Genomic DNA, 24,080 nt, shown 5'->3' on the forward strand with positions numbered 1-24,080 from the left:
TTTCGCCGCGCTCATCGCATAGAGTCGAGAAGTGGCACGCGCGCTCTACATTCACTGGCCTTTTTGCGAAAAGAAATGCCCCTATTGCGACTTCAACTCGCATGTCCGTGAGCGCGTCGACACTGCCGCCTGGGAAGCCGCGCTGCTCAAGGATATGCGCGCCGAGGCTGCGGAAGCGGGCGGCGAAACGCTCACTTCCATTTTCTTCGGCGGCGGAACACCCTCGCTGATGCCGCCGCGCCTCGTCGAAAGCTTGCTGAGCGAAGCGCAGGACTTGTGGGGGTTCGACAGCGACATCGAGATCACGCTGGAGGCCAATCCGTCGTCGGTCGAAGCGGCCAATTTCGCCGACCTTGCAGCGGCGGGAATCAACCGCGCCTCGCTCGGCGTCCAATCGCTCGATGACGAGACGCTGCGATGGCTGGGGCGCCTTCACGGTTCGGCGGAGGCACGGGATGCCTTGCAGACCGCGAGGGAGCAATTCGAACGGGTGAGTTTCGACCTGATCTATGCCCTCCCCGGCCAATCTGCCCGTCAGTGGCGATCTCAGCTGGAGGAAGCGCTGGATTTCGGCACGTCGCACCTGTCGCTCTACCAGCTGACGATCGAACCGGGCACACGCTTTGCCACCGATGTAAGGCGCGGTGTCTTCGCGCCGCTGGACGATGACGAAGCCGCAGAACTGTTCGCGCTGACGCAGGAACTGACCCAGGCCGCCGGTCTTCCCGCCTATGAAACCAGCAATCACGCCCGCCCCGGCGAGGAAAGCCGCCATAACCTTACCTATTGGCGGTATCAGGATTATGCCGGGATTGGGCCGGGCGCGCATGGGCGGCGCGGCGGCTTTGCGACTGCGCGACACAAGAAGCCGGAGAATTTCCTCGCCGCTGTTGAGAAGCGCGGCCACGGGATAGCCGAGCAGAGATCGCTGGCGATACCCGAACAGGCGAGCGAGGCCCTGCTGATGGGTCTCAGGCTGAAAGAGGGCCTCGACATCGCGGCATTGGAAGCACGCTTCGGCATTGCGCGGAGCGAACTTATCGTTCCGGAGAAAGTGACCCAATACACCGATCTTGGTCTCCTTTGGCAGGATGGTCCACACCTCGGCGTCAGCGCCGCCGGGCGGCCCTTGCTCGACGGTTTGCTTGCCGAGATCGTGGCCGATGCGCTGGTGAAGGCATGAGCCGCGCGGAAATTCTCGAGGCGTGGCAAGCGCATCTGACCCAAAGCCTGCGCCGGTCACCGCATACCGTGCGCGCTTACTGCCTCGCCGCCCGCAAGCTGATCGACGGCCGCGATCTGTCGAGCTTTACCGAGATTGCAGCGCTTGAAGCGCATGACCTGCGCGCGCATCTGGCTGCGCGCCGGGCGGAAGGGCTTGCCAATACCAGTGCCGCGCGCGAGCTTTCCGCGCTCAAATCCCTGATCGCTTTTGCCCGCAGCGAAACCGGAGATCCCGATCCCGCTTCGCCGCGGGTGCGCGGACCTCGGCTCAAGAAGGGGCTTCCGCGCCCCGTTACGCCCGACGATGCCGTGAACATTGCCGACCTGATCGAGGGGACCGCGAGCGAGGACTGGATCGGAGCGCGCGACCGGGCTGTGCTGCTGCTGATGTATGGATCGGGCCTGCGCATCGCCGAAGCGCTATCGCTGCAGGGCCGCGATGTCCCCTTGGCCGAGACCCTGCAGGTGACCGGCAAAGGCGGCAAGCAGCGCATCGTCCCGGTGCTGCCAATCACGCGGGACGCGGTCGCCGAATATGCAAAAGCATGCCCCTACCCCCTGTCGGCGAAGGAACCACTGTTTCGCGGTGCCAAGGGCGGCGCGTTGTCACAGGGCATGGTGCAAAAGGCGATGGCCAAGGCACGCCGCGCGCTAGGTCTGCCCGACACTGCCACCCCTCACGCGCTGAGGCACAGCTTCGCAACGCACTTGCTGGGCGCGGGAGCAGATTTGCGCAGTTTGCAGGAATTGCTTGGGCACGCCTCGCTGGGGTCGACCCAGATTTACACGAAAGTCGATGCAGCGAGTTTGCTGGAGAATTACCGGAGGGCGCATCCGAGAGCGAAGAAGGGGTGATAGATGATCTGGAAGACGATCTTAATCGCACTTAACGAACTGAGTAGCCTCACGATCGCCTCCTTCCCGGCTCTACTGCTCGACTATCAATTGATCGGACCATACATTTACTCGGTGACATACTTCGATCCGAGCGACAGCTTCGACTACATCCTGTTTGCCTTTTTATACGCGCCTTGTTCGATGGCGGTTATGTGTTTTTGGCAGCGGGGCACAAGCCTCTAGATCGTCATTGCGAGCGGAGCGAAGCAATCCAGCTTCTGGCCTTGCTTCAAGTGAAAACCCCAGAAGCTGGATTGCCGCGTCGCCTTCGGCTCCTCGCAATGACGAGGTGCTTAGTCCCAGGGGCAGCCGCCGTACCCATCAAGGCAGTAAGCGATGCCGAAAAGGATGTCCCATGCACATGTAAGGCCAAACGCCGCAGCGATAATAAAGGCGACCATAATAGCAAGGCATCCGAGTCCGACCGCGATCAAGCTTTTCCTAAAGATCAAAGCGACCCCAACCGCCCCTCAATCGCGTCCCAGATCATCCCAGCCAGATCCGTCCCGTCGAAGTTCGAAATCGCCACAATCCCAGTCGGCGATGTCACATTGATCTCGGTCAGCCATTTGCCGCCGATCACATCGATGCCGACGAAGGTCAGGCCCAGACGCTTGAGCTCCGGCCCCATCGCCTCGCAAATCTCGCGCTCGCGTGTCGTCAGCTGCGTTGCCTCCGCGCTGCCGCCCATGGCGAGGTTCGAACGGAACTCGCCTTCGCCCGGTATCCGATTGATTGCGCCTGCGATTTCGCCGTCGATCAGGACGATGCGCTTGTCGCCCTCGGCCACTTCGGGAAGGAAGGGCTGGACCATGTGCGGCTCGGGCCAGGTCTGGTTGAAGACCTCGAACAGAGCGGTGAGGTTGTCGCCGCTTTCCGGGATGCGAAAAATCGCCTTGCCGCCATTCCCGTGGATCGGCTTGACCACGACCGCGCCATGTTCCTCCATGAAGCGTTTTACTTCGTCCGGCGACCGGGTGACCAAGGTGGGCGGCATGAAGCGGCGGTAATCGAGCACCATCACCTTTTCAGGCGCATTACGGACATTAGCCGGATCGTTGACGACCAGCGTTTCGCTCTTGATGCGCTCGAGCATATGCGTCGCGGTGATGTAGCCCATGTGGAAGGGCGGATCCTGCCGCATCAAGACAACATCGATGTCCTTGCCAAGATCGAGCCGCTGCGCCTCGCCCTTGCTGAAATGATCGCCTTCGACGCGCTGGACCGTCACCGGGAAACACTCGGCAAACAGGCGGTCGTCGGCGTCGAGCGTCAGGCTTTCGACATGGTATTCAAAGATGGAATATCCGCGTTCCTGCGCTGCGAGCATCAAGGCAAACGACGAATCCCCGGCGATATTGATATTCTCGATGGGGTCCATCTGGACCGCGACGCGCAGGCTCATGCAGATATCCTTTACGGTTGGAACGCGTTGGTGATGTGGCGCGGGCGGGTGCCGGGTGCAAGCAGGATTACGTCGATCCGCAGATCGTCACCGGCTTCGGCGTATTCATGCGCGACCGCCTCGACCGCGGCGGCAACGCGCAAAAGGCGGCGCTCGTCGATCGCCTCGGCGAGATCGCGCGCCCGCTTGCGCCATTTGACTTCGATAAAGGCGGTAAGCCCGTCCTTACGCGCGATGAGATCGATTTCTCCGAGCGGCGTTTTCACCCGCTCGGCGAGAATGTGCCAGCCCTGCACCGCGAGCCACTGCGCGGCCTGCGCCTCCGCTTCGCGCCCGCGCCGCTCTGCGATTTCACGCTTTGCTGTCACTGGTTTTTGAGCTCCACGGCGCGTGAGTAGAGATCCTTTCGGTCCAGGCCAGTGGCCTTGGCGACGATTCCTGCCGCCTTGCTGGGGCTGTGATCGATGAGCGCCTCGGTAAGCAGCGCATCGGGATCGCCATCGCCGATGTTTTCAGCAGGCGGACCGATAAGCAGGACGATCTCACCCTTTGGCGGATGTTCGCGGTAGTGCTCGGCCAGTTCCGCGGCCGCGCCGGTGCGGCATTCCTCGTGCAATTTGGTGAGCTCGCGCGCAACGGCGACTTCGCGCTGCGGCCAGATGTCGGCGATCGCGCGCAGGCTCCTTTCAAGCCGGGGGCCGGTTTCGTAGAAGATCAGCGTCGCGGCGACTTCGCCGAGTTCGGCCAGCATGTTCGCGCGCGCTTTCTCCTTCACGGGAAGAAATCCCGCAAACAGGAAGCGATCATTGGGAAGGCCCGCCAGCGTCAGCCCTGTGATCGCCGCGCAGGCGCCGGGCAGGCTGGTCACGGTGATACCCGCCTTACGCGCGTCGCGTACCAAGCGGTACCCCGGATCCGATATCAGCGGCGTGCCCGCATCGCTTACCAGCGCCACGGCCTGCGTGCGTGCCTGTTCTATCAACGTGGCTCGTTGCCGTTCCGATGCATGATCGTCATATCGCTGCATCCGCGTGGAAACGCCGCAATGCTTCAAAAGCTTGCCCGTCACCCGCGTGTCCTCGCACGCGATCACTTCGCACCCGCGCAGCACATCGACAGCACGCACCGTTATATCGCCAAGATTGCCAATCGGTGTTGCGACAATATAAAGCCCGGCTTCCAGAGGTTCACTAAGGGCTGATTCAGATTGAGGCGTCTGCATGAGAGGCCTTCCATGAAGCAGCGATCAGGGGTCGGCAAGAATGAAGCTTACGCACGCAACACTTTCGCGCGCCATCGGCCGCGTGTTCTCGAAACGCGCGCTTACCATCGCGGGCACTGCGGCCCTGCTGAGCGGGTGTGCGGTCATTCCAAGGACAGGTCCTGGATCGACCGGCCCGGATGTCGGCCCTTCGCCCGAGCCAAGCTCTGCCCTGCCCACCGATGCCACCCGGCACCGCGTTGCGCTACTCGTACCGATGTCAGGCAACACTGCCGATGTCGGGCAATCGCTCGCGAATGCGACCACGATGGCGCTGCTCGATACCAATGCTGACAATCTGCGCATCACAACTTACGACACGGCTGATGGTGCGGCAGCGGTAGCCCGTCAGGCGATTGCGGACGGAAACAAGCTCATCCTTGGCCCACTGCTCGGGCAGAATGTGCCAGCGGTGCGGGCTGCAGCCAGCGCTGCGAATGTCCCTGCAATCGCGTTTTCGAACGATGTGACGGTTGCAGGCTCCGATGTTTTCGTGATGGGTCACATTCCCGAACAGTCGATCCGGCGCACCGTGCAATATGCCCGCGAACGAGGATCGAACAGTTTCGCTGCGCTCGTGCCCGAAGGCGATTATGGACAGCGCTCCTTCGATGCGCTCAACAACGCGCTGAGCGATTATGGCGGCAATCTCATCGGGTCGGCGCGGTATGCCCGCGGCAACACCTCGATTGTCAGCGCGGCGCAGCGTCTGCGCCAGGCAGGCGGGTACGATACTGTCCTCATCGCCGATGGCGCGCGGCTTGCCGTGCAGGCGGCAGGCGAGTTGAAAAGCGGCGGCGCCAGCGGGACTCGGCTGCTCGGCACGGAGCTTTGGAGCGGCGAGTCTGTCCTAACGCGCTCCAATGCGATCAACGGCGCGTTGTTCTCGGCGGTTTCCGACGGGCGCTATCGCCGCTTTGCCGACAGCTACGAAACGCGCTTCGGATCACGGCCCTACCGCATCGCGACGCTGGGGTATGATGCGGTGCTGTTGACCCTGCGCGTGGCGCGCGATTGGAGGGTCGGCAACAACTTCCCCAAAAACCAGCTCTATGATCGCGGAGGCTTCCTCGGCGTGGACGGCGCATTTCGCTTTGGCCGCAACGGAGTGGCCGAGCGTATGCTGGAAGTGCGCGAAGTTCGCGGCGACCGCGTGGTCGCAGTGGATGCTGCGCCGGGCACTTTCGGCAATTAAAGCGGCGCAAAACACCTCGGGCTGCGCTTGTTAGCAGGCGCCAGGCGCGCCATATCGGAGCTATGTCCGACGACCTTTTCGAAAACACGCCGACATCGAGCGGCGATTACGATTCCTCCTCGATCGAAGTGCTCGAAGGGCTGGAGCCGGTGCGCCGCCGCCCCGGCATGTATATCGGCGGCACCGATGACCGCGCGCTCCACCATCTCGCCGCCGAGGTGCTCGACAATTCGATGGACGAAGCGGTCGCCGGCCATGCAAACCGGATCGAGGTGCGCCTCGAGGAAGGCAACAGGCTGACGATTTCGGACAATGGTCGCGGCATCCCGGTCGACGAGCATCCCAAGTTTCCGGGCAAATCGACCCTCGAAGTCATCCTGTCTACGCTGCATTCTGGCGGCAAGTTCTCCGGCAAAGCCTACGCGACCAGCGGCGGCCTGCACGGTGTCGGCGTAAGCGTCGTCAACGCGTTGTCGTCTCACACCCGCGTCGAAGTCGCCCGCGACAAGCAACTCTATGCGCAGGAGTTTGCGAAGGGTCAGACGCTTGGCAAGATCGAGGAAATCGGCGCGGCGCCCAACCGGCGCGGCACCCAGGTCAGCTTCACGCCCGACACGGAGATTTTCGGCGACCGCAAGTTCAAGCCGCATCGGCTGTTCAAACTGGCGCGCTCCAAAGCATACCTGTTCGCGGGTGTCGAAATCCGCTGGAAATGCGCCGAGAGCCTTGCCAGCGATGACGTGCCTGCCGAGGCAACTTTCAAGTTTCCCGGCGGTCTTGCAGACCATCTCGCCGAGCAGGTCGGCGCGCGCGAATGCGTGACCGCACAGCCCTTCACCGGCAATCAGGATTTCCCCGAGGGACCGGACGGCCAGTCTCAGGGCAAGGTGGAGTGGGCCGTTGCGTGGCCGCTCTATTCCGATGGGTCGACCAGCTGGTACTGCAACACCGTCCCCACACCCGATGGCGGAACCCACGAACAGGGGCTGCGTGCTGCGCTGACCAAGGGGCTCCGGGCGTTCGGCGAATTGACCGGCACGAAGAAAGCAAAGGACATTACCGCTGACGACGTGATGACGGGCGGCGAAGTGATGCTGTCGGTTTTCATCCGCGACCCGCAGTTCCAGTCGCAGACCAAGGACCGCTTGACCTCTCCCGAAGCCGCGCGCCTCGTCGAAAACGCCGTACGCGACCATTTCGACCATTTCCTGACCGACAACATGGAGCGCGGCAAGGCGCTGCTGGGAGAGGTCATGGAGCGCATGGATGAGCGGCTGAAGCGCAAGCAGGAACGCGAGATCAAGCGCAAGAGCGCGACCAATGCGAAGAAGCTGCGCCTGCCCGGCAAGCTCACCGATTGCTCCGGCGAAACCGACGGCGAAACCGAGCTGTTCATCGTCGAAGGCGATTCCGCAGGCGGCAGCGCAAAGCAGGCGCGCGACCGCAAGACGCAGGCGATCCTGCCGATCCGGGGAAAGATCCTGAACGTCGCCAGCGCGACCGCAGACAAGATCCGCGCCAATAGCGAGATCGCCGACCTGTCCCTTGCGCTCGGCTGCGGCACCCGGAAGGACTGCGATGCCGAGGCGCTGCGTTACGACCGCGTCATCATAATGACCGATGCCGACGTCGATGGCGCGCATATCGCGACCTTGTTGATGACGTTCTTCTTCCAGGAAATGCCTGACATCGTTCGCAAGGGGCATCTGTTCCTCGCCCAGCCCCCCCTGTATCGTCTCACCGCCGGGAAAGAGAGCCGCTACGCGCGCGACGACGAACATCGCGCCGAGCTGGAACAGACGGTTTTCAAGGGCAAGAACGTCGAGGTTGCCCGGTTCAAAGGCCTCGGCGAGATGAACCCTCAGCAACTGCGCGAAACCACGATGCACCCGGACACGCGCTCGCTGATCCGCATCACTCTGCCGCCAGAATTCGAAGACCGGGCGGCTGTCAAAGAGCTGGTCGATCAGCTCATGGGCCGCAACCCCGAGCACCGCTTCAACTTCATCCAGAACCGCGCGGGCGAAATGGACCGCGACATGATCGATGCCTGACGAGGAAAAGCCGCGCTATCCCAACCCCCGCGAAGAGGATATCATGGCGGGCGACCGGCGCATTTCGCGTCCCGACAGCTCGCTGCCCGATTGGGAGGTGCCCGACACGGCGTACAGGCCGATCCCGATAGTTTGGTTTACCGGCGCGTTGGTGGTCCAGATGGTGGCCGTTTTCGCGATCTTCATCCTGCTGCTGGGTCAGCATGGAGCCATCACTATTGCGCTGTCCGCACTGGTCACCGGCGCGATCGGAGCGTGGACCTGGGATCGCGGGATGAAGGACGCGGGCACCGGATGGAAGGTCGCGACCCTCGCCATCCTCACTCTCACATTCCTGCTCGTATGCGCAGGTTCGCTAGACCGGCTCTAGCTTTCCGTGTGAATGTGAAGATGCCCCTCTAACGTCTTGTGAACCGGGCATTTGTCGGCAATTTCGATGATTTTTCGGCGCTGTTCCTCGGTCAGCTCATCGCCAAACACCTCGATCACTCGGTTGAGCGCCTGTGCGGTCATGCCCTCTTCTTCTGCAGAAAGCGCGTGTCCGCAGTCTTCCGCGTGGTTGCGCTCGTGAGTGACATGGATACGCGCGCCGTCGAATGGCCATTCCTTGCGGTCGGCATACATCTTCATCGTCATCGCGGTGCAGGTGCCCAGAGCGGCCAGCAGCAGGTCGTATGGGGTCGGCCCGGTATCGTCACCGCCATAGCTCCGGGGTTCATCCGCGACGAACCGGTGCGTAGCCGTGTGCACTTCGGTGCCAAATTTGCCGTGCCCGGTCTGCACCACAACTCCGTCTTCCGGCATCGGCCAATCGTCGCGCAGCGGCAGATATCGCTGCGCCCAGCTCGCAATGATGCTCGCGGCAAATTCAGCGTCGGAGGGGTTGGTAAGCAAGTGGTCTGCACCCGCGAGGCTTACGAAGCTCTTCGGGTGAAACGCGGCCTGGAAGAGAGCGCTGGCGTGCTCGACACCGACAATGTCGTCGGAGGGGGAATGAAGCGCGAGGTACGGAATGCGCAGGTCTTTCACCAAGGCGAGCAAGTCCACCGAGCGCGTCTTTTCGAGGAATTCGCCGCTTAGGTTGAAGGGGCGTCCTCCGATTGTCACTTCGCCCTCGCCATCACGCTCGATCGCGTCGAGATCGCCGGAGATGTTGTGCAGGACGTGCGGAACATCCGAAGGCGCGCCGATGGTAGCGACCGCGGCAACCTTGGAGCTGCCCAGCTGCGAAGCAGCAGCAAGAACCGCCGCGCCGCCTAGACTGTGCCCGACGAGCAGGAGCTTGCCTTCGAAGCGCTCGAACAGATGCTCTGCAGCGGCGATGAGATCGACGATGTCTGTCGCGAACCCGGCTTTGCCGAAATCACCGTCGCTCCCGCCAAGCCCGGTAAAATCGAAACGAAGGCATGCGATCCCTTGCCGGGCCAAGGCGCGCGCGACGCTGATCGCAGCGCGGCTCTGCTTCGTGCAGGTGAAGCAGTGCGCGAATACCGCAGCACCGCGAACCAGCCCGGTCGGCATTTCGAGCGCGCCGGACAATGTCTGTCCGCTCGGCGTGGCGATTGAAAGCGATTCCATCGGCATAGGTGTCCTCCTTTCACCCATATTCGGGAAAAGGGCGCAAATCGCTACACCTCTTCTCCAAAAAGCCTTTCCGCATCGGCGCTTCTCTATTCAGATAGCCCGCGCCCTCACCTCTTGCGCCAGTGCGCGGGCCGCCCTATCGCAGCGCAGCATTTAAGTTTCGAATACGGACCAATCGAAGGATTCCCATGACCGATCAGCCCAATGGCCAGCAGCGTTTCGAAGGCACGAGCGATTACATAGCGACCGATGACCTCAAGGTGGCTGTCAATGCCGCAGTGACCTTGCGCCGCCCGCTCCTGGTCAAAGGCGAACCCGGCACAGGCAAGACGGTTCTCGCTCACGAGATTTCGAAGGCCATCAATGCGCCGCTGATCGAATGGAACGTCAAATCGACAACAAAAGCGCAGCAGGGCCTTTACGAATACGATGCCGTTGCTCGCCTGCGTGACGGTCAGCTGGGCGAAGAGCGGGTCCACGATATTCGCAACTACATCAAGAAGGGCAAGCTGTGGGAGGCGTTTACGTCCGAAGAGCTTCCCGTGCTGCTGATCGATGAGATCGACAAGGCCGATATCGAATTTCCGAACGATCTTCTTCAGGAGCTCGACCGGATGAGCTTCGACGTTTACGAAACGCAGGAGCGGATCGAGGCGAAGGAGCGACCTATCGTCGTGATCACCTCGAACAATGAGAAAGAACTGCCGGACGCCTTTCTGCGCCGCTGTTTCTTCCATTACATCAAGTTTCCCGATCGCGAGACGATGCAGTCGATCATCGACGTGCACTATCCAGGCATCCAGAAGACGCTCGTGAAAAAGGCGATGGATATCTTCTACGAGCTGCGCGAAGTGCCCGGCCTCAAGAAAAAGCCATCGACCAGCGAGCTGCTCGATTGGCTCAAGCTGCTCCTCAACGAAGACATGCCGCTAGAGGTGCTGCAGGACTCCAATCCCAACAGCGCGATCCCGCCGATGCACGGCGCGCTGCTCAAGAACGAACAGGATGTGATGCTGTTCGAACGGCTTGCCTTCATGGCTCGCCGCAATCCGACCTGATGGCGCACCAGGGCGGATGCTTTTGCGGGGCGGTGCGTTTCACCATCGCCGCCGAACCACAGGGCGCCCGCTATTGCTGGTGCCGGGACTGCCAGCGGATCGCTTCCGGCATGGCGACGGTCAATGTTCTGTTCCCCGCCCCCTCCGTCGAATATTCCGGGCCGATCACCACGATCCAGCGTGTCGCCGACAGCGGCAACACGGTCGAGCGCGGCTTTTGCGCGAAATGCGGATCGCAGCTTTACAGCGAGACGGTAAAGGGGCCGGAGCAGCCGATGCGCGTGCGCGCAGGCACGCTCGACGATCCCGAAATCTGCCCGCCGACTTCGATCATCTGGGGGCCGAGCGCGCCATCATGGGCGCCTTTCCCTGATGGCATGACTGTGCTTGAGGCCGGCCCCGGTTCCGCCGAATGGCAGCGGCCCGCCTCCGATCAATCGAAGGTGTAAGCCAGTTCGAAATCGCCCCAGCGGCGGCCATTGATGATGAGCGGCACGTAGACATTGCGCACGACTAGATATTGCTCGCCGTCGCCCTCCTGCCGGTAGACAGCCATCATGTAAGGCGCGTCGCTCGCCTTGGCGCGCTTGTCGATCGGATCGAGGATCATCCGACCATTGCGGCAGAACTGGGTGTCGTGGGTCAGGTCACCGGTGGGCTTGCGTGAACGTTCGGTCAGGTGCGTTGGCAGATACCCGCTGAGATCGGTGCAGGCAGCGGCGATAACGTGCTCGCTCCCGGCCTTTGCCTCGTCCAGGAATGTGCGCCACTCGGCATGGGCCCAATCGGTCAGCGCGGTACGGAAACGCGGCGGATTGCTGCCGGAGATCTCTTCGTAATTCGTGTCGAACAGCGCCTCTTCCCTGAGCGCGCCTGACGCCAGCGCCGCTTCGGCATGTTGCCTCACCTCGGCCGCGATTTCCTGAGCCTTTTGCACCATCACGCTGTCTTGCGGTGAAAGCCCGGCATGGACGATCCGGTCGAACATCTCGCTAGCGGTAAGCTCAAGGTCGCCCATCTTGTGATGGGCGCCTTCAAGTTGCTCTTCATTATCGCGCGCGGCCTGATCGAAGCTGTTGAGCACATCCTGCACGGCGCCCACGTGATTACTGATCGTGCCGGTGGAACGGGCGATCACGTCATTCTGCTTATCCACCTCTTCCACAAGTTCGCCAACGCTGCTGATCGTCGTTTCGATCCGCGCGACCGATGCCTTCGCTTCGCTGCTGGCCTGTGAGCCAGCCTCGATACGGCCGATAACCTCGTTCGCCTCACCGCCGAGCGCCTCGACGGTCTGGGCGATTTCTTCGGTAGCCTTGCGGGTGTCGTTCGCGAGGCTCTTCACCTCGCTCGCAACCACGGCGAAGGTTCGCCCCGCCTCGCCTGCGCGCATGGCCTCGATTGTCGCGTTGAGCGCGAGAATATTGGTCGTCTCGGCGATATCGTCGATGTCCTGCGCACTGCGGCGTACCTGTTCCATCGCCGCGGAAAAGCTGGTCACGTGCTGGCCAAGGGTGCCGACAAGGTCGAGCAGGCCGTTGATCTGATCGAGCGAAGCCTGGATCAGCGCGGTCCCCTCACCCAAGCGCTCGATCGCGCGTTCGGAAAGCAGGCGCGCTTCGTCGCTCGCCTCTGCCACCTTTTCCTGATCCACCTCCAGCGCGCGCACGGTCCCGCGCAGCGCCTCGTGTTCTTCGCGCAGCTTTTCAGACGACTGAATGACCGCCTTCACGACCCCGGCGACGTCGGTGCATCCGACCGTTACAGCGCCGCAGCTTTCAGGAATACTCTCGAGCGCGACTGCGTCGGTTGCATCGATGGCGGTAGATTTCATTGCGGCTGCGACCCCTGAGTATGAACAGTACCTTTGCCGCAGTAAGCGTTGATGGTTAGCGAAGCTTTAAGGGGCGGCGACTGACGTCGCTAAAAGACTGGAAACGCTGTCTCTGCGCCGCTACACCACACCCATGTTTTTCAACTTCATGGACGAACTGCGCGAAGCAGGTATCGGCGCGAGCTTCAAGGAGCACCTGACGCTGCTTGAAGCGCTCGACAAGGACGTGATCGAGCAGACGCCCGAGGCGTTCTACTATCTCAGCCGCGCTACCTTCGTGAAGGACGAAGGGCTTCTCGACCGCTTCGACCAGGTTTTTCACAAAGTGTTCAAGGGGGTGATGACCGATTACGGGCAGAACCCGGTCGATATTCCCGAAGATTGGTTGAAAAACGTTGCCGAAAAATTCCTCACCGAAGAGGAAATGGCCGAGATCGAGAAACTCGGCAGCTGGGACGAGATCATGGAGACGCTGAAAGAGCGTCTGGCCGAACAGGAAAAGCGCCACGAAGGCGGCAACAAGTGGATCGGCACCGGGGGCACCTCGCCGTTCGGCAATTCTGGCTACAACCCCGAAGGTGTGCGCATCGGCGGCGAGAGCAAGCACAAGCGCGCGATCAAGGTCTGGGAAAAGCGCGAGTTCAAGAACCTCGACAACACCAAGGAACTGGGCACCCGCAACATCAAGATGGCGCTGCGCCGCCTGCGCCGGTTCGCGCGGGAGGGCGCCGCGGACGAGCTTGATCTCGATGCGACCATCGATGGCACCGCGAAACAGGGCTGGCTCGACATTCACATGCGGCCCGAGCGTCACAATGCCGTGAAACTGCTGCTGTTCCTCGATGTGGGCGGCTCGATGGACCCCTTCATTAAGCTTTGCGAAGAGCTGTTCAGCGCAGCCAATGCCGAATTCAAGAACCTCGAATTCTTCTACTTCCATAACTGCCTTTACGAAGGTGTTTGGAAGGACAACAAACGCCGCTGGCAGGAACGGACCAAGGTGTGGGACGTGCTCCACAAATACGGACACGATTACAAGGTGATCTTTGTCGGCGATGCCGCGATGAGCCCCTACGAAATCACGCATCCGGGCGGCAGTGTCGAACACATGAACGAAGAAGCCGGCGCCGTATGGATGCAGCGCGTGACCAACACCTATCCTGCGACCATCTGGCTAAACCCCGTGCCTGAGAAGCAATGGGGCTATTCGCAATCGACGAAGATGATGAAAGAACTCGTCGACAACCGCATGTACCCGCTCACCCTGGAGGGGCTGGATGATGCGATGCGCGAGCTAAGCCGCAAGCAAGGGCACTAAGCGCCGCACCACAGCGCGCGCTAGTAGGCGTCGACCACCTCAAACAGAGTCCGAATTTGAGAGCGCTCTTCGGCGCTGATCTCCGGCCGCCACACATCAAAGATCAACACCAATCGGTCGGTCGCGGCGTCATTCCATGCCTCGTGCTCGACCGTGTCATCGAACATCATCAGCTTGCCGTATTCCCATTCGCGCTTTTGCTCTCCCACGCGCAGCGCGCCGTTGCCGGGTACGATGAGCGGCAGGTGACACACGTAGCGGGTGTTGATCATCCCAGTATGCGGCGGAATGCGCGAACCTGCGCGCAGCATTGAGAACATCACCGAAGGCGCGCGGTTGCCTATATCGCACAGCGGCGCATTCTCCGACACGCTGGACCATGTCTTTGGAGCCAATTCGATCCTTTCAGGCACGGGCGCACCCTTGTCCGTCAGGTCCAGCGTACTCCAGGACGAGTTTTCCAGCATACCGTGCACGTCGCCCTGCGGACGATCCTGCGTCGCTTTGACGTAGGGGCCGAAATCCGCACCGCCGGCGAGCAGCGCTTTGGCTTCACTGAGGATGTTATCGGTCTGGGCCTCTATCATTGCCGCCCATTCAGCCGAATTCGGGTCCGCGAATTCAACATGCGGAAGGTCCGGATAGAAGTACATTTGCGGCATCTGCGGATATCGCACGTAAACTGCCTCGCGCTGCCTTTCACCCAGCATGAGAGCCAGCGATTTGGCGAAACGGGGGTGCATGTCGCCTACGGCTAATCCCCGCTCGACCAGCCCCTCCCTGATGACGTCACCGAACCGGCGCGCCAGCCATTCGCACGCATCGCGTGCTCGCAGCAGTTCCGAGCGATTGATGGGTGCGCCCTCGGCCGCCAGCCTTCCGACTTGGCCATAGTACGCGTTGGCAGCTCTGTGATCCCCGGCAAGCATGCGGTTGTCGGCCTTGGCGAGCATGGCCAGCGCATCGCGCCTGTCCGCGCCGAGCCGCCGGTCTGCTTCGGCCTCGTCCATAGCCGGATTAGGTCGGTCAATAGCCATAGCTCAGTACAGCAGGTGCCCTCTCACCTGCTCGATCCAGGCCGCTTCGTCAGTCGAGGCGAGCGCATCGAGATCGTCGGGCATGGCACTTGGATCATCGACCCATTCGCGCAAAGCCGGTCCGCCATTGATCACATCGATTGCGAGAACATCCTCGGTATACTCGTATTTGAAATCGGTCCCGCGCCAGATCCGATAGCCTGGATAAAGCCGTCTGATCGCTTTGAAAGCGAGCGCCTGCAACCGCCATGGCTTGAACGAATCGTGATCGTAATGCGGGCCTTCTGCGTGGACCATCAAGGCATTGCAGAGCGTACCTGCATGCTTGTGGAAGGTCGGCTCGAACCAGCAATCGCGTAGAGCGCAACCATTTAGCCAATCCGGTGCAAGCTTGCGCATCTCTGCCAGCACAGCCTTTGCATCCACATCCGGCGCGCCGAACAGAACCTCGAGAGGGCGCGTGGTTCCCCGCCCCTCGCTGACGGTCGCGCCTTCGATCATAACCGTACCGGCATAGGCGCGCGCCATGTTCACATTGGCAGCATTGGGCGAGGGGTTGATCCAGACGCGGTCCACCGGCCAGCCATGACCGGGGCCATCGGGCTTCCAGTCTTCCATCTTCACAACGCGATAGCCAACGTCCAAGCCGAAATGCTCGATGAACCAATGCCCCATCTCGCCCATCGTCAGGCCGTGGCGCATCGGCATGGGAGCCGCGCCAACGAAGCTCTCGTTACCAGGAACCAACAGCGTGCCCTCGACAGCACGGCCCGCCGGATTGGGACGATCGAGAACCCACACTTCCTTGCCAGTTTTCGCCGCCTCTTCAAGCAGATACAGCAGAGTAGTGACAAAGGTGTAGATGCGGCAGCCAAGGTCTTGCAGATCGAACAGGAATACATCCGCGCTCGTCATCATTTGCCCGGTGGGGCGCCGCACCGGGCCGTAGAGCGAGAACACCGGAATGCCGTATTGCGGATCCGTTTCGTCCGCCGTTTCGACCATGTTGTCCTGCTTATCGCCCTTGAGACCATGCTGCGGACCGAAGGCGCTGGTGACATTCACACCCGCAGCGATCAGCGCATCAAGGCTATGGGTCAGATCTTCGGCCACGCTCGCAGGGTGCGCGACAAGGGCGACGCGCTTTCCCTGCAATTCGCTAAGCAATTGCGGGTCGGCGAGCAGGCGGTCGATTCCAAACTTCATGGGCCGTGGTTGGAACACCGGCCATCCAAAGGCAATGGTATTTGCGCATGCATGCGCGTAAGGCTCCATCCATGGAGTGGACACCCGCAATCATTGCAGGCCTTTGGGCAATCATCCTCGGCGGCGCGGGCGGCGCGCTGACCGAGATCGGCGAGTGGTACCGAAATCTCAACAAGCCCAGCTGGCAGCCGCCCGATTGGGCGTTCGGTCCGGCATGGACGATCATTCTCGGCCTATCGGCGTGGAGCATTTACCGCGCGTGGGTGGGCGCACCGACCATTGCAGATCGCAACATTGTTATCGCGCTGTTCGCCGTGAATTTCGTGCTGCATCTCGCGTGGTCGCCGCTGTTCTTCAAAGTAAAGCGCCCGGACTGGGCCTTGTTCGAAAACGTGTTCCTGTGGGCTTCGGTGCTGTCGCTGTGCGTAATCCTGCCGCAATACTCATCGCTCGCCGGATGGCTGAACGTTCCGTATCTCGCCTGGGTGAGCTTCGCGATGCTGCTCAACTGGAAGATCGTCCAGCTCAACGCGCCGTTCGGAAAAGCGACCGCTTAACGCCTGTCGACAATCATCTGGCGGCACGCTTCCGAATGAAATTCCGGCTTGCCTGGCGGAAAGGCGAGCGCCCAGAATTGCAGATCGCCTCCCTGATGCTCGACTATGGCGTTGAGCGCCACCTGCGCGGGATCGGGCAGTTCGGCGGCGATGCTCGCTGTGAGGACAAGTCCGGTCTCATCGTATGATGACGCAACGCTGATTGCGGCGACCGGCGCATCGCGCATACCTTCGCGAAAGCTGTCGAAGTCGTACGCCGCCCAGCGGCCCGATGGCGACAGGTTGAACTCGCGGTAGGCGGAGCCTCCGATCGGTTGCCAGAAAATCTCGAAACAAGTGGTCTTCCACAGATTGTCCATCCGCTCCGGTTCTGCCTGAGGCGGCACGACGATGGCATCCGCGCGGCCATCGAGACGGAATTCCGCCTCACACCCTGCCTCGGTCGGCGTGAGAGAAGCGGTCACGGCCCGGATGGGTCCGAGATCGCATGTCTGGTGAAGCATGAGAGGTGTCATGCGCGTCCTATTGCGGAGCCTGGCAGAGCGGGCAAGCCCTTCCCCAGCCCCGCCCCCGCTGTTAAGCGCGTGCGCCATGAGTGAGAATTACGAATCCGAACTTTTGCGCCTGCTGGAAAGCCGCGGCCATCTGCACCAGATCACCGATGCTGGCACGCTCGATGCGCTTGCACAGAAACAGGTGGTAACCGGCTATGTCGGCTTCGACCCGACCGCTCCTTCCCTGCATATCGGCAACCTGGCTTCGATCATGCTGCTCAAACGATTGCAACAGGCAGGGCACCAGCCAATCGTCATCATGGGCGGCGGCACGGCAAAGGTCGGCGATCCTTCGGGCAAGGACGAAACGCGCCAGATGCTGACCGAAGAGCGGCTCGCGAGCAATGTCGCCTCGATTAAAGGCAGCTTCGAAAAGATCCTGCGCTTCGACGACAGCGAAACAGGCGCGCTTCTCATCAACAATGACGATTGGCTGAGCAAGCTCGGCTATATCGAGATGCTGCGCGATGTCGGTCCGCATTTTACCGTCAACCGTATGCTGACGTTCGATTCGGTCAAAACCAGGCTCGACCGTGAGCAGCCGCTCACCTTTATCGAATTCAACTACATGATAATGCAGGCGTATGACTTCCTTGTGCTGGCGCGCGATTACGATTGCCGCCTACAGCTCGGCGGCAGCGACCAGTGGGGCAATATCGTCAACGGTATAGAGCTGACCCGCAGGATCGACGGGAAAGAGGTCTACGGCGTCACGGCTCCACTGATCACCCGTGCAGATGGCGCGAAGATGGGCAAGTCGGTCGATGGCGCGATCTGGCTCAATGAAGACAAGCTGCCCGGCTACGATTTCTGGCAATACTGGCGCAACACCGATGACCAGGACGTGGGAAAGTTCCTGCGGCTCTTCACCGACTTGCCGCTGGACGAGATCGCTCGTCTCGAAGCGCTGGAAGGGGCGGAAATCAACCATGCCAAGGAGGTGCTGGCCAACGAGGTAACGGCCATGGTCCGCGGCGCGGAGGCCGCAAGTGCTGCTCAAGCGACAGCGCGCGATACATTCGCTGGCGGAGGCGCTGGCGAAGACCTGCCGACGCTTTCTGTCGGGCAGGACGGCATGCGCATCGGAGCGGTGCTGACGGAACTCGGCTTCACCGCTTCCAATGGCGAGGCAAAGCGCAAACTCGCCGAAGGGGCAGTCAAGCTCGAGGGTAAGGCGATCACGGATCCCGGTTTCCTAATCGCGCCTGCCGAAGGGGACGCATTGAAGCTCAGCCTGGGCAAGAAGAAGCACGGCATCGTCACCCTTTGACCTGAGCGCAAAAGCGCCCGACCCGCGCGATTTACCAATTATCAGCCTTTGCGGTGCATTAGGGATCGCAGGGTTTGATAATGGAGGTCGTGTAAACGTGTCAGCGGGAGCAAACTTAAGCGTCACTGATTTGCGCCGCGCAGCGCGTCATCCGGTCGACTATCCGGTGATCGTCGAGCACTTCGCGCATGGCGACCTGAACCTTCATGTCAGCAACATTTCCGCCCACGGTTTCATGGTCGATGACGCGGAAAAGCTCAGCCGCGGCGACCGCGTAATCATTCGCTTGCCCATCGTCGGCCGGATAGAGGCCTATGTCATCTGGACCCGCGACAATCGCGCGGGCTTCCAGTTCGAGCGTATCATCCGCCTCGATGACTTCATGGATATCATCGACACGCTGCAGCCCAATCCGCGTCTGCGTCGCAATCGGTAATTAGCACCGCCGCAAAAGCAGCGGCTCATTACGGAATAGTATAGCTGGCTTGGCAGACATGGCGTCTGCTGCCATGGCGCTTGCGTGACCGAGACAAGCACCGATCCTTCGACCCATCCGTTTCGGATCCATAACTTTCGCTGCTATTGGCTGAGCCGCCTGTCGATGACGTTGGCGCAATACGCGATGCTGTTGATCATCGGCTGGCAGACGTACAACATCGCGCGCGATGGCGGGATGACCATTGCCGGGGCCTCCGGCCAGCTCGCTCTTATCGGCCTCCTTCAATTCTTGCCGCTGTTCATACTCACGCCCTTTTCCGGGCTCGCTGCCGATCGTTTCGACCGCCGATCGCTCGGGCGATTAACAGTTCTGCTGCAACTTATCTGCGCAGCCGTGCTTGGCTGGGCAACATGGACCGACGCGATCTCGATCCCGATCCTGTTCGGCATCGCGGTATTGCTGGGCGTGGCGCGCGGGTTTGCCGGGCCTGCACTCTCCGCACTGGCGCCCAATCTCGTTCCGAAGGACATTCTGCCCACCGCGATCGCGCTATCTTCGATTTCTTGGCAGGTCGGAATGATCGGAGGGCCGGCGCTGGGCGGCTACCTCTATGCCATCGGCCCTGCCCTCCCTTATGCAGTGGCGACCGGTCTGTTCGCGGTGTCGGTGGTGGCGCTTTCACTCATTGGGAAAGTCCCGCAGCCCGCCATTCGCAAGGACCAGCGCCCCATCGGTGCCATCGTCGACGGCATGAAATATGTCGTGCACAATAAGATGGTGCTTGGCGCAATCACGCTCGATCTGCTTGCGGTGTTTCTCGCGGGCGCAACCGCTCTCTTTCCGGTCTACGCACGCGACATCCTGCAAGTGGGAGAAACCGGGCTCAGTCAACTCGCGATGGCTCCCGCTGTCGGAGCGGCGCTGACAGCGCTGTGGTTCTCCTTCCGCCCGATCAAGACAGGCGTCGGGCCCAAAATGCTTTGGGCGGTTGCCGTATTCGGCCTGGCCACGATCATTTTCGGCCTTTCCAAATCCATGCCGCTCAGCCTCGCGATGCTATTTATCGTCGGCGCAGCGGACATGTTCAGCGTCTATATCCGCCAATCGCTGATCCAGCTCCACACGCCGGACGATAAGCGCGGCCGGGTATCCTCGGTCAGCCTGCTTACGATAAGCGCCTCTAACGAAGGCGGAGATTTCTTCTCCGGCACCCTCGCATTCCTCATCGGTCCGGTCGCCGCCGTGGTCGCAGGCGGGATCGGCGCTATTGTAACTGTCGGGCTATGGAGCCGCGTATTCCCGGTGCTGCGAACAACAAAGACCTTCGATCCGCCGGACAATTTGTTAGAAGACGATCAGAAACAAGATAGAACCAATCCCCAGGAGGCCTGACATGAAAGCGCACAGCATTCTCGAAACGATCGGCAACACCCCGCATATCCGCCTGTCGCGGATGTTTCCCGATCACGAAGTCTGGCTGAAATCGGAGCGCGCCAATCCCGGCGGATCGATCAAGGACCGGATCGCGCTGGCAATGGTCGAAGATGCCGAAAGCACGGGCAAGCTAAAGGCAGGCGGCACCATCGTCGAGCCGACCAGCGGCAATACCGGCATCGGCCTCGCCATGGTCGCCGCCGTCAAAGGCTACAAGCTGGTGCTGGTCATGCCGGAAAGCATGTCGGTCGAGCGTCGCCGCCTGATGCTCGCGTACGGTGCGACATTCGACCTTACGCCCAAGGAAAAGGGGATGAAGGGCGCAATCGAGCGTGCGACCGAGATCGTCGAGAGCACCGATGGCGCGTGGATGCCCAGCCAGTTTGAGAATCCCGCCAATGTCGCGGTACATGTCCGCACGACTGCTCAGGAAATTCTCACCGATTTCGCCGACAATCCGATCGATGTGATGATCACCGGTGTAGGCACCGGCGGCCACCTGACCGGATGCGCGGAAGAGCTCAAAAAGCATTGGAGCGGTTTCAAGGCATACGGTGTGGAGCCGGAAGGATCGCCCGTGATCAATGGCGGCTCACCCGGCCCGCACCCGATCCAGGGCATCGGTGCAGGCTTCATTCCAGACAACCTTCACACCGATGCCATCGATGGGGCGATCACCGTGGATCCTGACGATGCGAAGGAAATGGCCCGCCGCGCGGCGCGCGAAGAGGGCATGCTGATCGGTATTTCCTCCGGAGCGACCCTGGCAGCAATCGCGAAGAAGCTGCCTGATCTTGCCGCGGGCTCGCGGGTGATGGGCTTCAATTACGACACCGGTGAGCGTTACCTCTCGGTGCCGGAATTCCTCCCCGTGGAGTAGTGCACGGCTTGCGGACAGCCCGGCCAGGGACATGTCGTAGGCCGGATTCCGAAAAGGATTGATCGAAACTGGTAAGAAACCACCGAGCTCGTTCGATAGACTTGGTCGCGCCAAGACATCGTTCGAACGAAGGAGGTTTCGATGGAGTTGTCGATAGGACCCCGCCCGGCTGTCAAAAAATCGGCCAAGCCGCTCCATTACAGGTTTGCGAAGAAACAGCGGCACCGGCTCAACGCCGTGATCGCTTCGAGTTCGCTCATCGACGATCGTCCAGTGTTCGGCGCATCGGAATTCGATTGGACACAGCCACTTACCGATGAATGGGAAAGCATTCGCGACGAAGCGCTCGCCATTTACGAACACCGCGATGCCATTCCGCCTCTGCGGGAGATTTCTCCTGACCATCGGCGCATCATGCGCGACAATTCATGGCGCAGCTTCTTCCTCATCGGGTACGGGCACCGTCAGGAGGAAAACATCGCGCGCGCACCGCGCACAGCGGAACTCGTCAGCCGCATACCCGGTCTGAATTCCGCGTTCTTTTCCATACTGGCACCCGGCGCGCGGATCGTCCCGCACCGCGGTGTGACGAAGGCCTTCATCACGGCCCATCTGGGAATCAAGGTCCCGCGCGATCGCGAATCGTGCTGGCTGCGCGTGGGCAATGAGCGCCTCTCTTGGCGCGAGGGGGAATGGACCGTGTTCGACGACACGTATGAGCACGAGGTCCATAACGATACCGACGAGACGCGTATTGTGCTGCTGTGCCAAGTGGCTCGCCCGCTCAAGGCGCCAGGATCGTGGGTTGCAGCAGCGACGCTCGGCTATGTTCGCCGCAGCCATTTCGTCCAGGACGCAAAGAACAATCTCGCCGATTGGGAAAGCGTGTTCGCGCGCGCTGAACGCGGCGAGATCTGAAACCCGGCATCGATACATCGCGACGAAAAAGGCTCGGGAGTCCCCACTCCCGAGCCTCTTTACGTGACGATCCTGTATTCGATCAGGCTGCGGTGGCGAATGCCTCTTCCGACAGCTTCATCATGTTCTCGCTGCCCGCTTCGAGCTTGCGGCGCAGTGCGCCTGCATCGGGGAGGAAGCGCTCGGCGTAATAGGCAGCCGAGGTAAGCTTGGCTTCGTAAAATGCCTTGTCGTCCGGCTCACCTGCGAGCGCATCCTTGGCAACCTTCGCCATCTTCAGCCAGAAGAAGCCGAGCGTGACGATGCCCATGATGTGCATGTAGTGATGTGCGCCCGCGCCGAGGTGGTTCGGGTTCTGCATGGCGTTCTGCATGAACCACATGGTCGCGGCCTTCTGCTCGCCCAGAGCCTTTTCAAGGCGCTCGGCAAGGTCCTTCAGCGCTTCGTCCTGCTTGGCTGCGGCAATTTCCTCATCGATCATGGCGAAGAATGCCTGCACGGCCTTGCCGCCCTTCGATGCGAGCTTGCGCCCGCAAAGGTCCATCGCCTGCACGCCATTGGTGCCTTCGTAGATCATGGCGATGCGGCTATCGCGCACGAACTGCTCCATGCCCCATTCCTTGACGTAGCCGTGCCCGCCATAGACCTGCTGCATGTTGTTCGCGATGTCGTAGCCCTTGTCGGTGCCGTAACCCTTGATGACCGGAGTCATCAGGCCGATCAGCTCGTCGGCAAGCTCACGCTCTTCTTCGGTCTGCGCCTTATGCGTCAGATCGACCTGCAGAGCGCCCCAGAGGCAAAGTGCGCGCATGCCTTCGTTGAAGACCTTGGCGTCCATCAGCATGCGGCGCACGTCCGGGTGGACGAAGATCGGGTCCGCTTTCGCTTCGGGATCCTTCGGCCCGGTCAAAGCGCGGCCCTGACGGCGGTCGAGGGCGTAGTCGACAGCGTTCTGATACGACACCTCTGCCTGGGCCAGACCCTGAAGCCCGACACCCAGACGAGCGGCGTTCATCATCACGAACATTGCTGCGAGGCCCTTGTTCTCCTCGCCCACCATGTAGCCGGTGGCTTCGTCGTAATTGAGCACGCAAGTCGCGTTGCCGTGAATGCCCATCTTCTTCTCGATCGAGCCGCAGGTCACGCCGTTGCGCTCACCGGGTTCGCCGTTTTCATCGAGGATGAACTTCGGCACGATGAACAGCGAAATGCCCTTGGAGCTGTCCGGAGCACCCGGCGTCTTTGCGAGCACCAGATGAATGATATTGCTGGTGAGGTCGTGCTCACCGGCGGAAATGAAAATCTTGGTGCCGGTGATCTTGTACGAACCATCGCCCTGCGGCTCTGCCTTGGTACGGATCATGCCCAGATCGGTTCCGCAATGCGGTTCGGTCAGGTTCATGGTGCCCGACCATTCGCCCGAAATCATCTTTGGAAGGTAGGTTTCCTTCTGCTCCTGAGAACCGGCCGCTTCGATCGCCGCCGATGCACCATTGGTCAGGCCCGGATACATGCCGAAGGCCTGGTTCGCGGTTGCGGTAAACTCTTCCATAACGAAACCGAGAACGTGCGGCAGACCCTGCCCGCCGAACTCTTCCGGTTTGGCGAGCGTGCCCCACCCACCTTCGACATATGCCTCGTAAGCTTCCTTGAAACCGTCCGGCGTGGTCACGGTGCCGTCTTCGTGACGGGTGCAGCCCTGCTCATCGCCGATCTGGTTGATCGGAGCGAGAACTTCAGAAGCGAACTTGCCAGCTTCGTTTACGATCGCATCGATCATGTCCGGCGTCGCGTTTTCAAAACCAGGAAGGTTTCCGTAGCTTGCGAGATCCAGCAGTTCGTTGACCACAAAACGAGTGTCGCGGGTTGGAGCGGTGTAAGTCGGCATCAAAAGATTCCCTTGATGAGCGTTTGAGGATTGTTGTTGGCGACTCGGCAATCGAAGCCGAGTTTAA

24 protein-coding genes are annotated in these 24,080 nt (G+C 61.1%); 15 read left to right on the forward strand and 9 right to left on the reverse strand.

All coding sequences use genetic code 11. From position 1 onward, the window contains the following. Positions 1-31: 31 nt before the first annotated feature. Genes hemW through IB285_RS05995 form a run of 3 tightly spaced genes read left to right on the forward strand, consistent with a single transcriptional unit; the run spans position 32 to position 2,304 of the window. Positions 32-1,183 (forward strand): radical SAM family heme chaperone HemW, encoded by a 1,152-nt coding sequence (hemW, locus tag IB285_RS05985; RefSeq protein WP_190787315.1) that lies wholly within the window; start codon positions 32-34, stop codon positions 1,181-1,183. Next, complete coding sequence (locus tag IB285_RS05990) at positions 1,180-2,079, forward strand: tyrosine recombinase XerC (RefSeq protein WP_190787316.1); 900 nt, start codon at positions 1,180-1,182, stop codon at positions 2,077-2,079. The genes hemW and IB285_RS05990 overlap by 4 nt, the downstream gene beginning before the upstream one ends. 3 nt (positions 2,080-2,082) lie before the next feature. Continuing rightward, complete coding sequence (locus tag IB285_RS05995; RefSeq protein WP_190787317.1) at positions 2,083-2,304, forward strand: hypothetical protein; 222 nt, start codon at positions 2,083-2,085, stop codon at positions 2,302-2,304. A gap of 265 nt (positions 2,305-2,569) precedes the next feature. Here the strand turns inward: IB285_RS05995 and gshB are convergent, their stop codons facing one another. The 3 genes from gshB to rsmI are packed head-to-tail and all read right to left on the reverse strand — an operon-like array spanning position 2,570 to position 4,748. Next, positions 2,570-3,526, reverse strand: a complete 957-nt coding sequence (gene gshB, locus IB285_RS06000; RefSeq protein WP_190787318.1) for a glutathione synthase — start codon at positions 3,524-3,526, stop codon at positions 2,570-2,572. Between the two features lie 11 nt (positions 3,527-3,537). Continuing rightward, on the reverse strand, positions 3,538-3,894 hold the full coding sequence (locus tag IB285_RS06005; protein WP_190787319.1) for a YraN family protein: 357 nt from the start codon (positions 3,892-3,894) through the stop codon (positions 3,538-3,540). After that, a complete protein-coding gene (rsmI, locus tag IB285_RS06010; RefSeq protein ID WP_190787320.1) occupies positions 3,891-4,748 on the reverse strand; it encodes a 16S rRNA (cytidine(1402)-2'-O)-methyltransferase in 858 nt (285 codons plus the stop codon). Before rsmI ends, IB285_RS06005 begins: the two co-directional genes overlap by 4 nt. A gap of 40 nt (positions 4,749-4,788) precedes the next feature. Here rsmI and IB285_RS06015 point away from each other — a divergent pair, with 40 nt between their 5' ends. From IB285_RS06015 to IB285_RS06025, 3 genes are all read left to right on the forward strand, one after another. Next, complete coding sequence (locus IB285_RS06015) at positions 4,789-5,982, forward strand: penicillin-binding protein activator (RefSeq protein ID WP_190787321.1); 1,194 nt, start codon at positions 4,789-4,791, stop codon at positions 5,980-5,982. A 62-nt stretch (positions 5,983-6,044) separates the two neighbouring features. After that, a complete protein-coding gene (gene parE, locus IB285_RS06020; protein WP_190787322.1) occupies positions 6,045-8,036 on the forward strand; it encodes a DNA topoisomerase IV subunit B in 1,992 nt (663 codons plus the stop codon). Continuing rightward, positions 8,029-8,406 carry a hypothetical protein gene (locus tag IB285_RS06025; protein ID WP_190787323.1) on the forward strand — a complete coding sequence of 126 codons (378 nt, stop codon included), beginning with the start codon at positions 8,029-8,031 and terminating at the stop codon, positions 8,404-8,406. The genes parE and IB285_RS06025 overlap by 8 nt, the downstream gene beginning before the upstream one ends. Here the strand turns inward: IB285_RS06025 and IB285_RS06030 are convergent. Beyond that, positions 8,403-9,614, reverse strand: coding sequence for a bifunctional alpha/beta hydrolase/OsmC family protein (locus tag IB285_RS06030; protein ID WP_407925601.1), 1,212 nt, complete (start codon positions 9,612-9,614; stop codon positions 8,403-8,405). The two genes, IB285_RS06025 and IB285_RS06030, sit on opposite strands and share 4 nt — an antisense overlap. Positions 9,615-9,808: 194 nt before the next feature. Here IB285_RS06030 and IB285_RS06035 point away from each other — a divergent pair, with 194 nt between their 5' ends. Next, positions 9,809-10,678 (forward strand): AAA family ATPase, encoded by an 870-nt coding sequence (locus IB285_RS06035; protein ID WP_190787325.1) that lies wholly within the window; start codon positions 9,809-9,811, stop codon positions 10,676-10,678. Next, positions 10,678-11,127, forward strand: coding sequence for a GFA family protein (locus IB285_RS06040; protein WP_190787326.1), 450 nt, complete (start codon positions 10,678-10,680; stop codon positions 11,125-11,127). Before IB285_RS06035 ends, IB285_RS06040 begins: the two co-directional genes overlap by 1 nt. Here the strand turns inward: IB285_RS06040 and IB285_RS06045 are convergent. After that, positions 11,112-12,512, reverse strand: a complete 1,401-nt coding sequence (locus IB285_RS06045) for a methyl-accepting chemotaxis protein (protein ID WP_190787327.1) — start codon at positions 12,510-12,512, stop codon at positions 11,112-11,114. The genes IB285_RS06040 and IB285_RS06045 overlap by 16 nt on opposite strands. Positions 12,513-12,645: 133 nt before the next feature. Between IB285_RS06045 and IB285_RS06050 the strand changes: the two genes are divergently transcribed. Continuing rightward, the gene (locus IB285_RS06050) at positions 12,646-13,830 is read left to right on the forward strand and encodes a vWA domain-containing protein (protein WP_190787328.1); all 1,185 of its coding nucleotides are present in this window, start codon (positions 12,646-12,648) and stop codon (positions 13,828-13,830) included. A 20-nt stretch (positions 13,831-13,850) separates the two neighbouring features. On the opposite strand, the gene IB285_RS06055 is transcribed toward IB285_RS06050, so the two are convergent. Then, positions 13,851-14,867, reverse strand: a complete 1,017-nt coding sequence (locus IB285_RS06055; protein WP_190787329.1) for an aspartyl/asparaginyl beta-hydroxylase domain-containing protein — start codon at positions 14,865-14,867, stop codon at positions 13,851-13,853. Positions 14,868-14,870: 3 nt separating this feature from the next. Next, positions 14,871-16,073 carry an exo-beta-N-acetylmuramidase NamZ family protein gene (locus IB285_RS06060; RefSeq protein ID WP_190787330.1) on the reverse strand — a complete coding sequence of 401 codons (1,203 nt, stop codon included), beginning with the start codon at positions 16,071-16,073 and terminating at the stop codon, positions 14,871-14,873. 71 nt (positions 16,074-16,144) lie between these two features. Between IB285_RS06060 and IB285_RS06065 the strand changes: the two genes are divergently transcribed. Continuing rightward, entirely contained in the window at positions 16,145-16,630 is a 486-nt protein-coding gene (locus tag IB285_RS06065) for a TspO/MBR family protein (protein WP_199803338.1), read from the forward strand. On the opposite strand, the gene IB285_RS06070 is transcribed toward IB285_RS06065, so the two are convergent. Beyond that, complete coding sequence (locus IB285_RS06070; RefSeq protein ID WP_190787332.1) at positions 16,627-17,145, reverse strand: DOMON domain-containing protein; 519 nt, start codon at positions 17,143-17,145, stop codon at positions 16,627-16,629. The genes IB285_RS06065 and IB285_RS06070 overlap by 4 nt on opposite strands. A gap of 76 nt (positions 17,146-17,221) precedes the next feature. On the opposite strand from IB285_RS06070, the gene tyrS reads away from it, so the two are divergent. From tyrS to IB285_RS06095, 5 genes are all read left to right on the forward strand, one after another. Continuing rightward, complete coding sequence (gene tyrS, locus IB285_RS06075) at positions 17,222-18,454, forward strand: tyrosine--tRNA ligase (RefSeq protein WP_190787333.1); 1,233 nt, start codon at positions 17,222-17,224, stop codon at positions 18,452-18,454. Positions 18,455-18,551: 97 nt separating this feature from the next. After that, on the forward strand, positions 18,552-18,890 hold the full coding sequence (locus IB285_RS06080) for a PilZ domain-containing protein (protein ID WP_190787334.1): 339 nt from the start codon (positions 18,552-18,554) through the stop codon (positions 18,888-18,890). An 84-nt stretch (positions 18,891-18,974) separates the two neighbouring features. Continuing rightward, entirely contained in the window at positions 18,975-20,285 is a 1,311-nt protein-coding gene (locus IB285_RS06085; RefSeq protein ID WP_190787335.1) for an MFS transporter, read from the forward strand. Position 20,286: 1 nt separating this feature from the next. Continuing rightward, positions 20,287-21,207, forward strand: a complete 921-nt coding sequence (gene cysK, locus IB285_RS06090; protein WP_190787336.1) for a cysteine synthase A — start codon at positions 20,287-20,289, stop codon at positions 21,205-21,207. 141 nt (positions 21,208-21,348) lie between these two features. Continuing rightward, the gene (locus tag IB285_RS06095) at positions 21,349-22,125 is read left to right on the forward strand and encodes an aspartyl/asparaginyl beta-hydroxylase domain-containing protein (protein ID WP_190787337.1); all 777 of its coding nucleotides are present in this window, start codon (positions 21,349-21,351) and stop codon (positions 22,123-22,125) included. Between the two features lie 82 nt (positions 22,126-22,207). On the opposite strand, the gene IB285_RS06100 is transcribed toward IB285_RS06095, so the two are convergent. Then, positions 22,208-24,013, reverse strand: a complete 1,806-nt coding sequence (locus tag IB285_RS06100) for an acyl-CoA dehydrogenase C-terminal domain-containing protein (protein ID WP_190787338.1) — start codon at positions 24,011-24,013, stop codon at positions 22,208-22,210. Positions 24,014-24,080 lie beyond the last annotated feature (67 nt).

The sequence above is a fragment of the Erythrobacter rubeus genome (assembly GCF_014705715.1).
Lineage (GTDB): Bacteria > Pseudomonadota > Alphaproteobacteria > Sphingomonadales > Sphingomonadaceae > Erythrobacter > Erythrobacter rubeus.

Bases quoted from the DNA above. Each gene is read 5' to 3' on its own strand.
- IB285_RS05990 (WP_190787316.1), top strand. From the start codon at position 1,180: ATGAGCCGCGCGGAAATTCTCGAGGCGTGGCAAGCGCATCTGACCCAA.
- IB285_RS05995 (WP_190787317.1), top strand. From the start codon at position 2,083: ATGATCTGGAAGACGATCTTAATCGCACTTAACGAACTGAGTAGCCTC.
- gshB (WP_190787318.1), bottom strand. From the start codon at position 3,526: ATGAGCCTGCGCGTCGCGGTCCAGATGGACCCCATCGAGAATATCAAT.
- rsmI (WP_190787320.1), bottom strand. From the start codon at position 4,748: ATGCAGACGCCTCAATCTGAATCAGCCCTTAGTGAACCTCTGGAAGCC.
- IB285_RS06015 (WP_190787321.1), top strand. From the start codon at position 4,789: ATGAAGCTTACGCACGCAACACTTTCGCGCGCCATCGGCCGCGTGTTC.
- parE (WP_190787322.1), top strand. From the start codon at position 6,045: ATGTCCGACGACCTTTTCGAAAACACGCCGACATCGAGCGGCGATTAC.
- IB285_RS06025 (WP_190787323.1), top strand. From the start codon at position 8,029: ATGCCTGACGAGGAAAAGCCGCGCTATCCCAACCCCCGCGAAGAGGAT.
- IB285_RS06030 (WP_407925601.1), bottom strand. From the start codon at position 9,614: ATGGAATCGCTTTCAATCGCCACGCCGAGCGGACAGACATTGTCCGGC.
- IB285_RS06035 (WP_190787325.1), top strand. From the start codon at position 9,809: ATGACCGATCAGCCCAATGGCCAGCAGCGTTTCGAAGGCACGAGCGAT.
- IB285_RS06040 (WP_190787326.1), top strand. From the start codon at position 10,678: ATGGCGCACCAGGGCGGATGCTTTTGCGGGGCGGTGCGTTTCACCATC.
- IB285_RS06045 (WP_190787327.1), bottom strand. From the start codon at position 12,512: ATGAAATCTACCGCCATCGATGCAACCGACGCAGTCGCGCTCGAGAGT.
- IB285_RS06050 (WP_190787328.1), top strand. From the start codon at position 12,646: ATGTTTTTCAACTTCATGGACGAACTGCGCGAAGCAGGTATCGGCGCG.
- IB285_RS06055 (WP_190787329.1), bottom strand. From the start codon at position 14,867: ATGGCTATTGACCGACCTAATCCGGCTATGGACGAGGCCGAAGCAGAC.
- IB285_RS06060 (WP_190787330.1), bottom strand. From the start codon at position 16,073: ATGAAGTTTGGAATCGACCGCCTGCTCGCCGACCCGCAATTGCTTAGC.
- IB285_RS06065 (WP_199803338.1), top strand. From the start codon at position 16,145: ATGGAGTGGACACCCGCAATCATTGCAGGCCTTTGGGCAATCATCCTC.
- IB285_RS06070 (WP_190787332.1), bottom strand. From the start codon at position 17,145: ATGACACCTCTCATGCTTCACCAGACATGCGATCTCGGACCCATCCGG.
- tyrS (WP_190787333.1), top strand. From the start codon at position 17,222: ATGAGTGAGAATTACGAATCCGAACTTTTGCGCCTGCTGGAAAGCCGC.
- cysK (WP_190787336.1), top strand. From the start codon at position 20,287: ATGAAAGCGCACAGCATTCTCGAAACGATCGGCAACACCCCGCATATC.
- IB285_RS06095 (WP_190787337.1), top strand. From the start codon at position 21,349: ATGGAGTTGTCGATAGGACCCCGCCCGGCTGTCAAAAAATCGGCCAAG.
- IB285_RS06100 (WP_190787338.1), bottom strand. From the start codon at position 24,013: ATGCCGACTTACACCGCTCCAACCCGCGACACTCGTTTTGTGGTCAAC.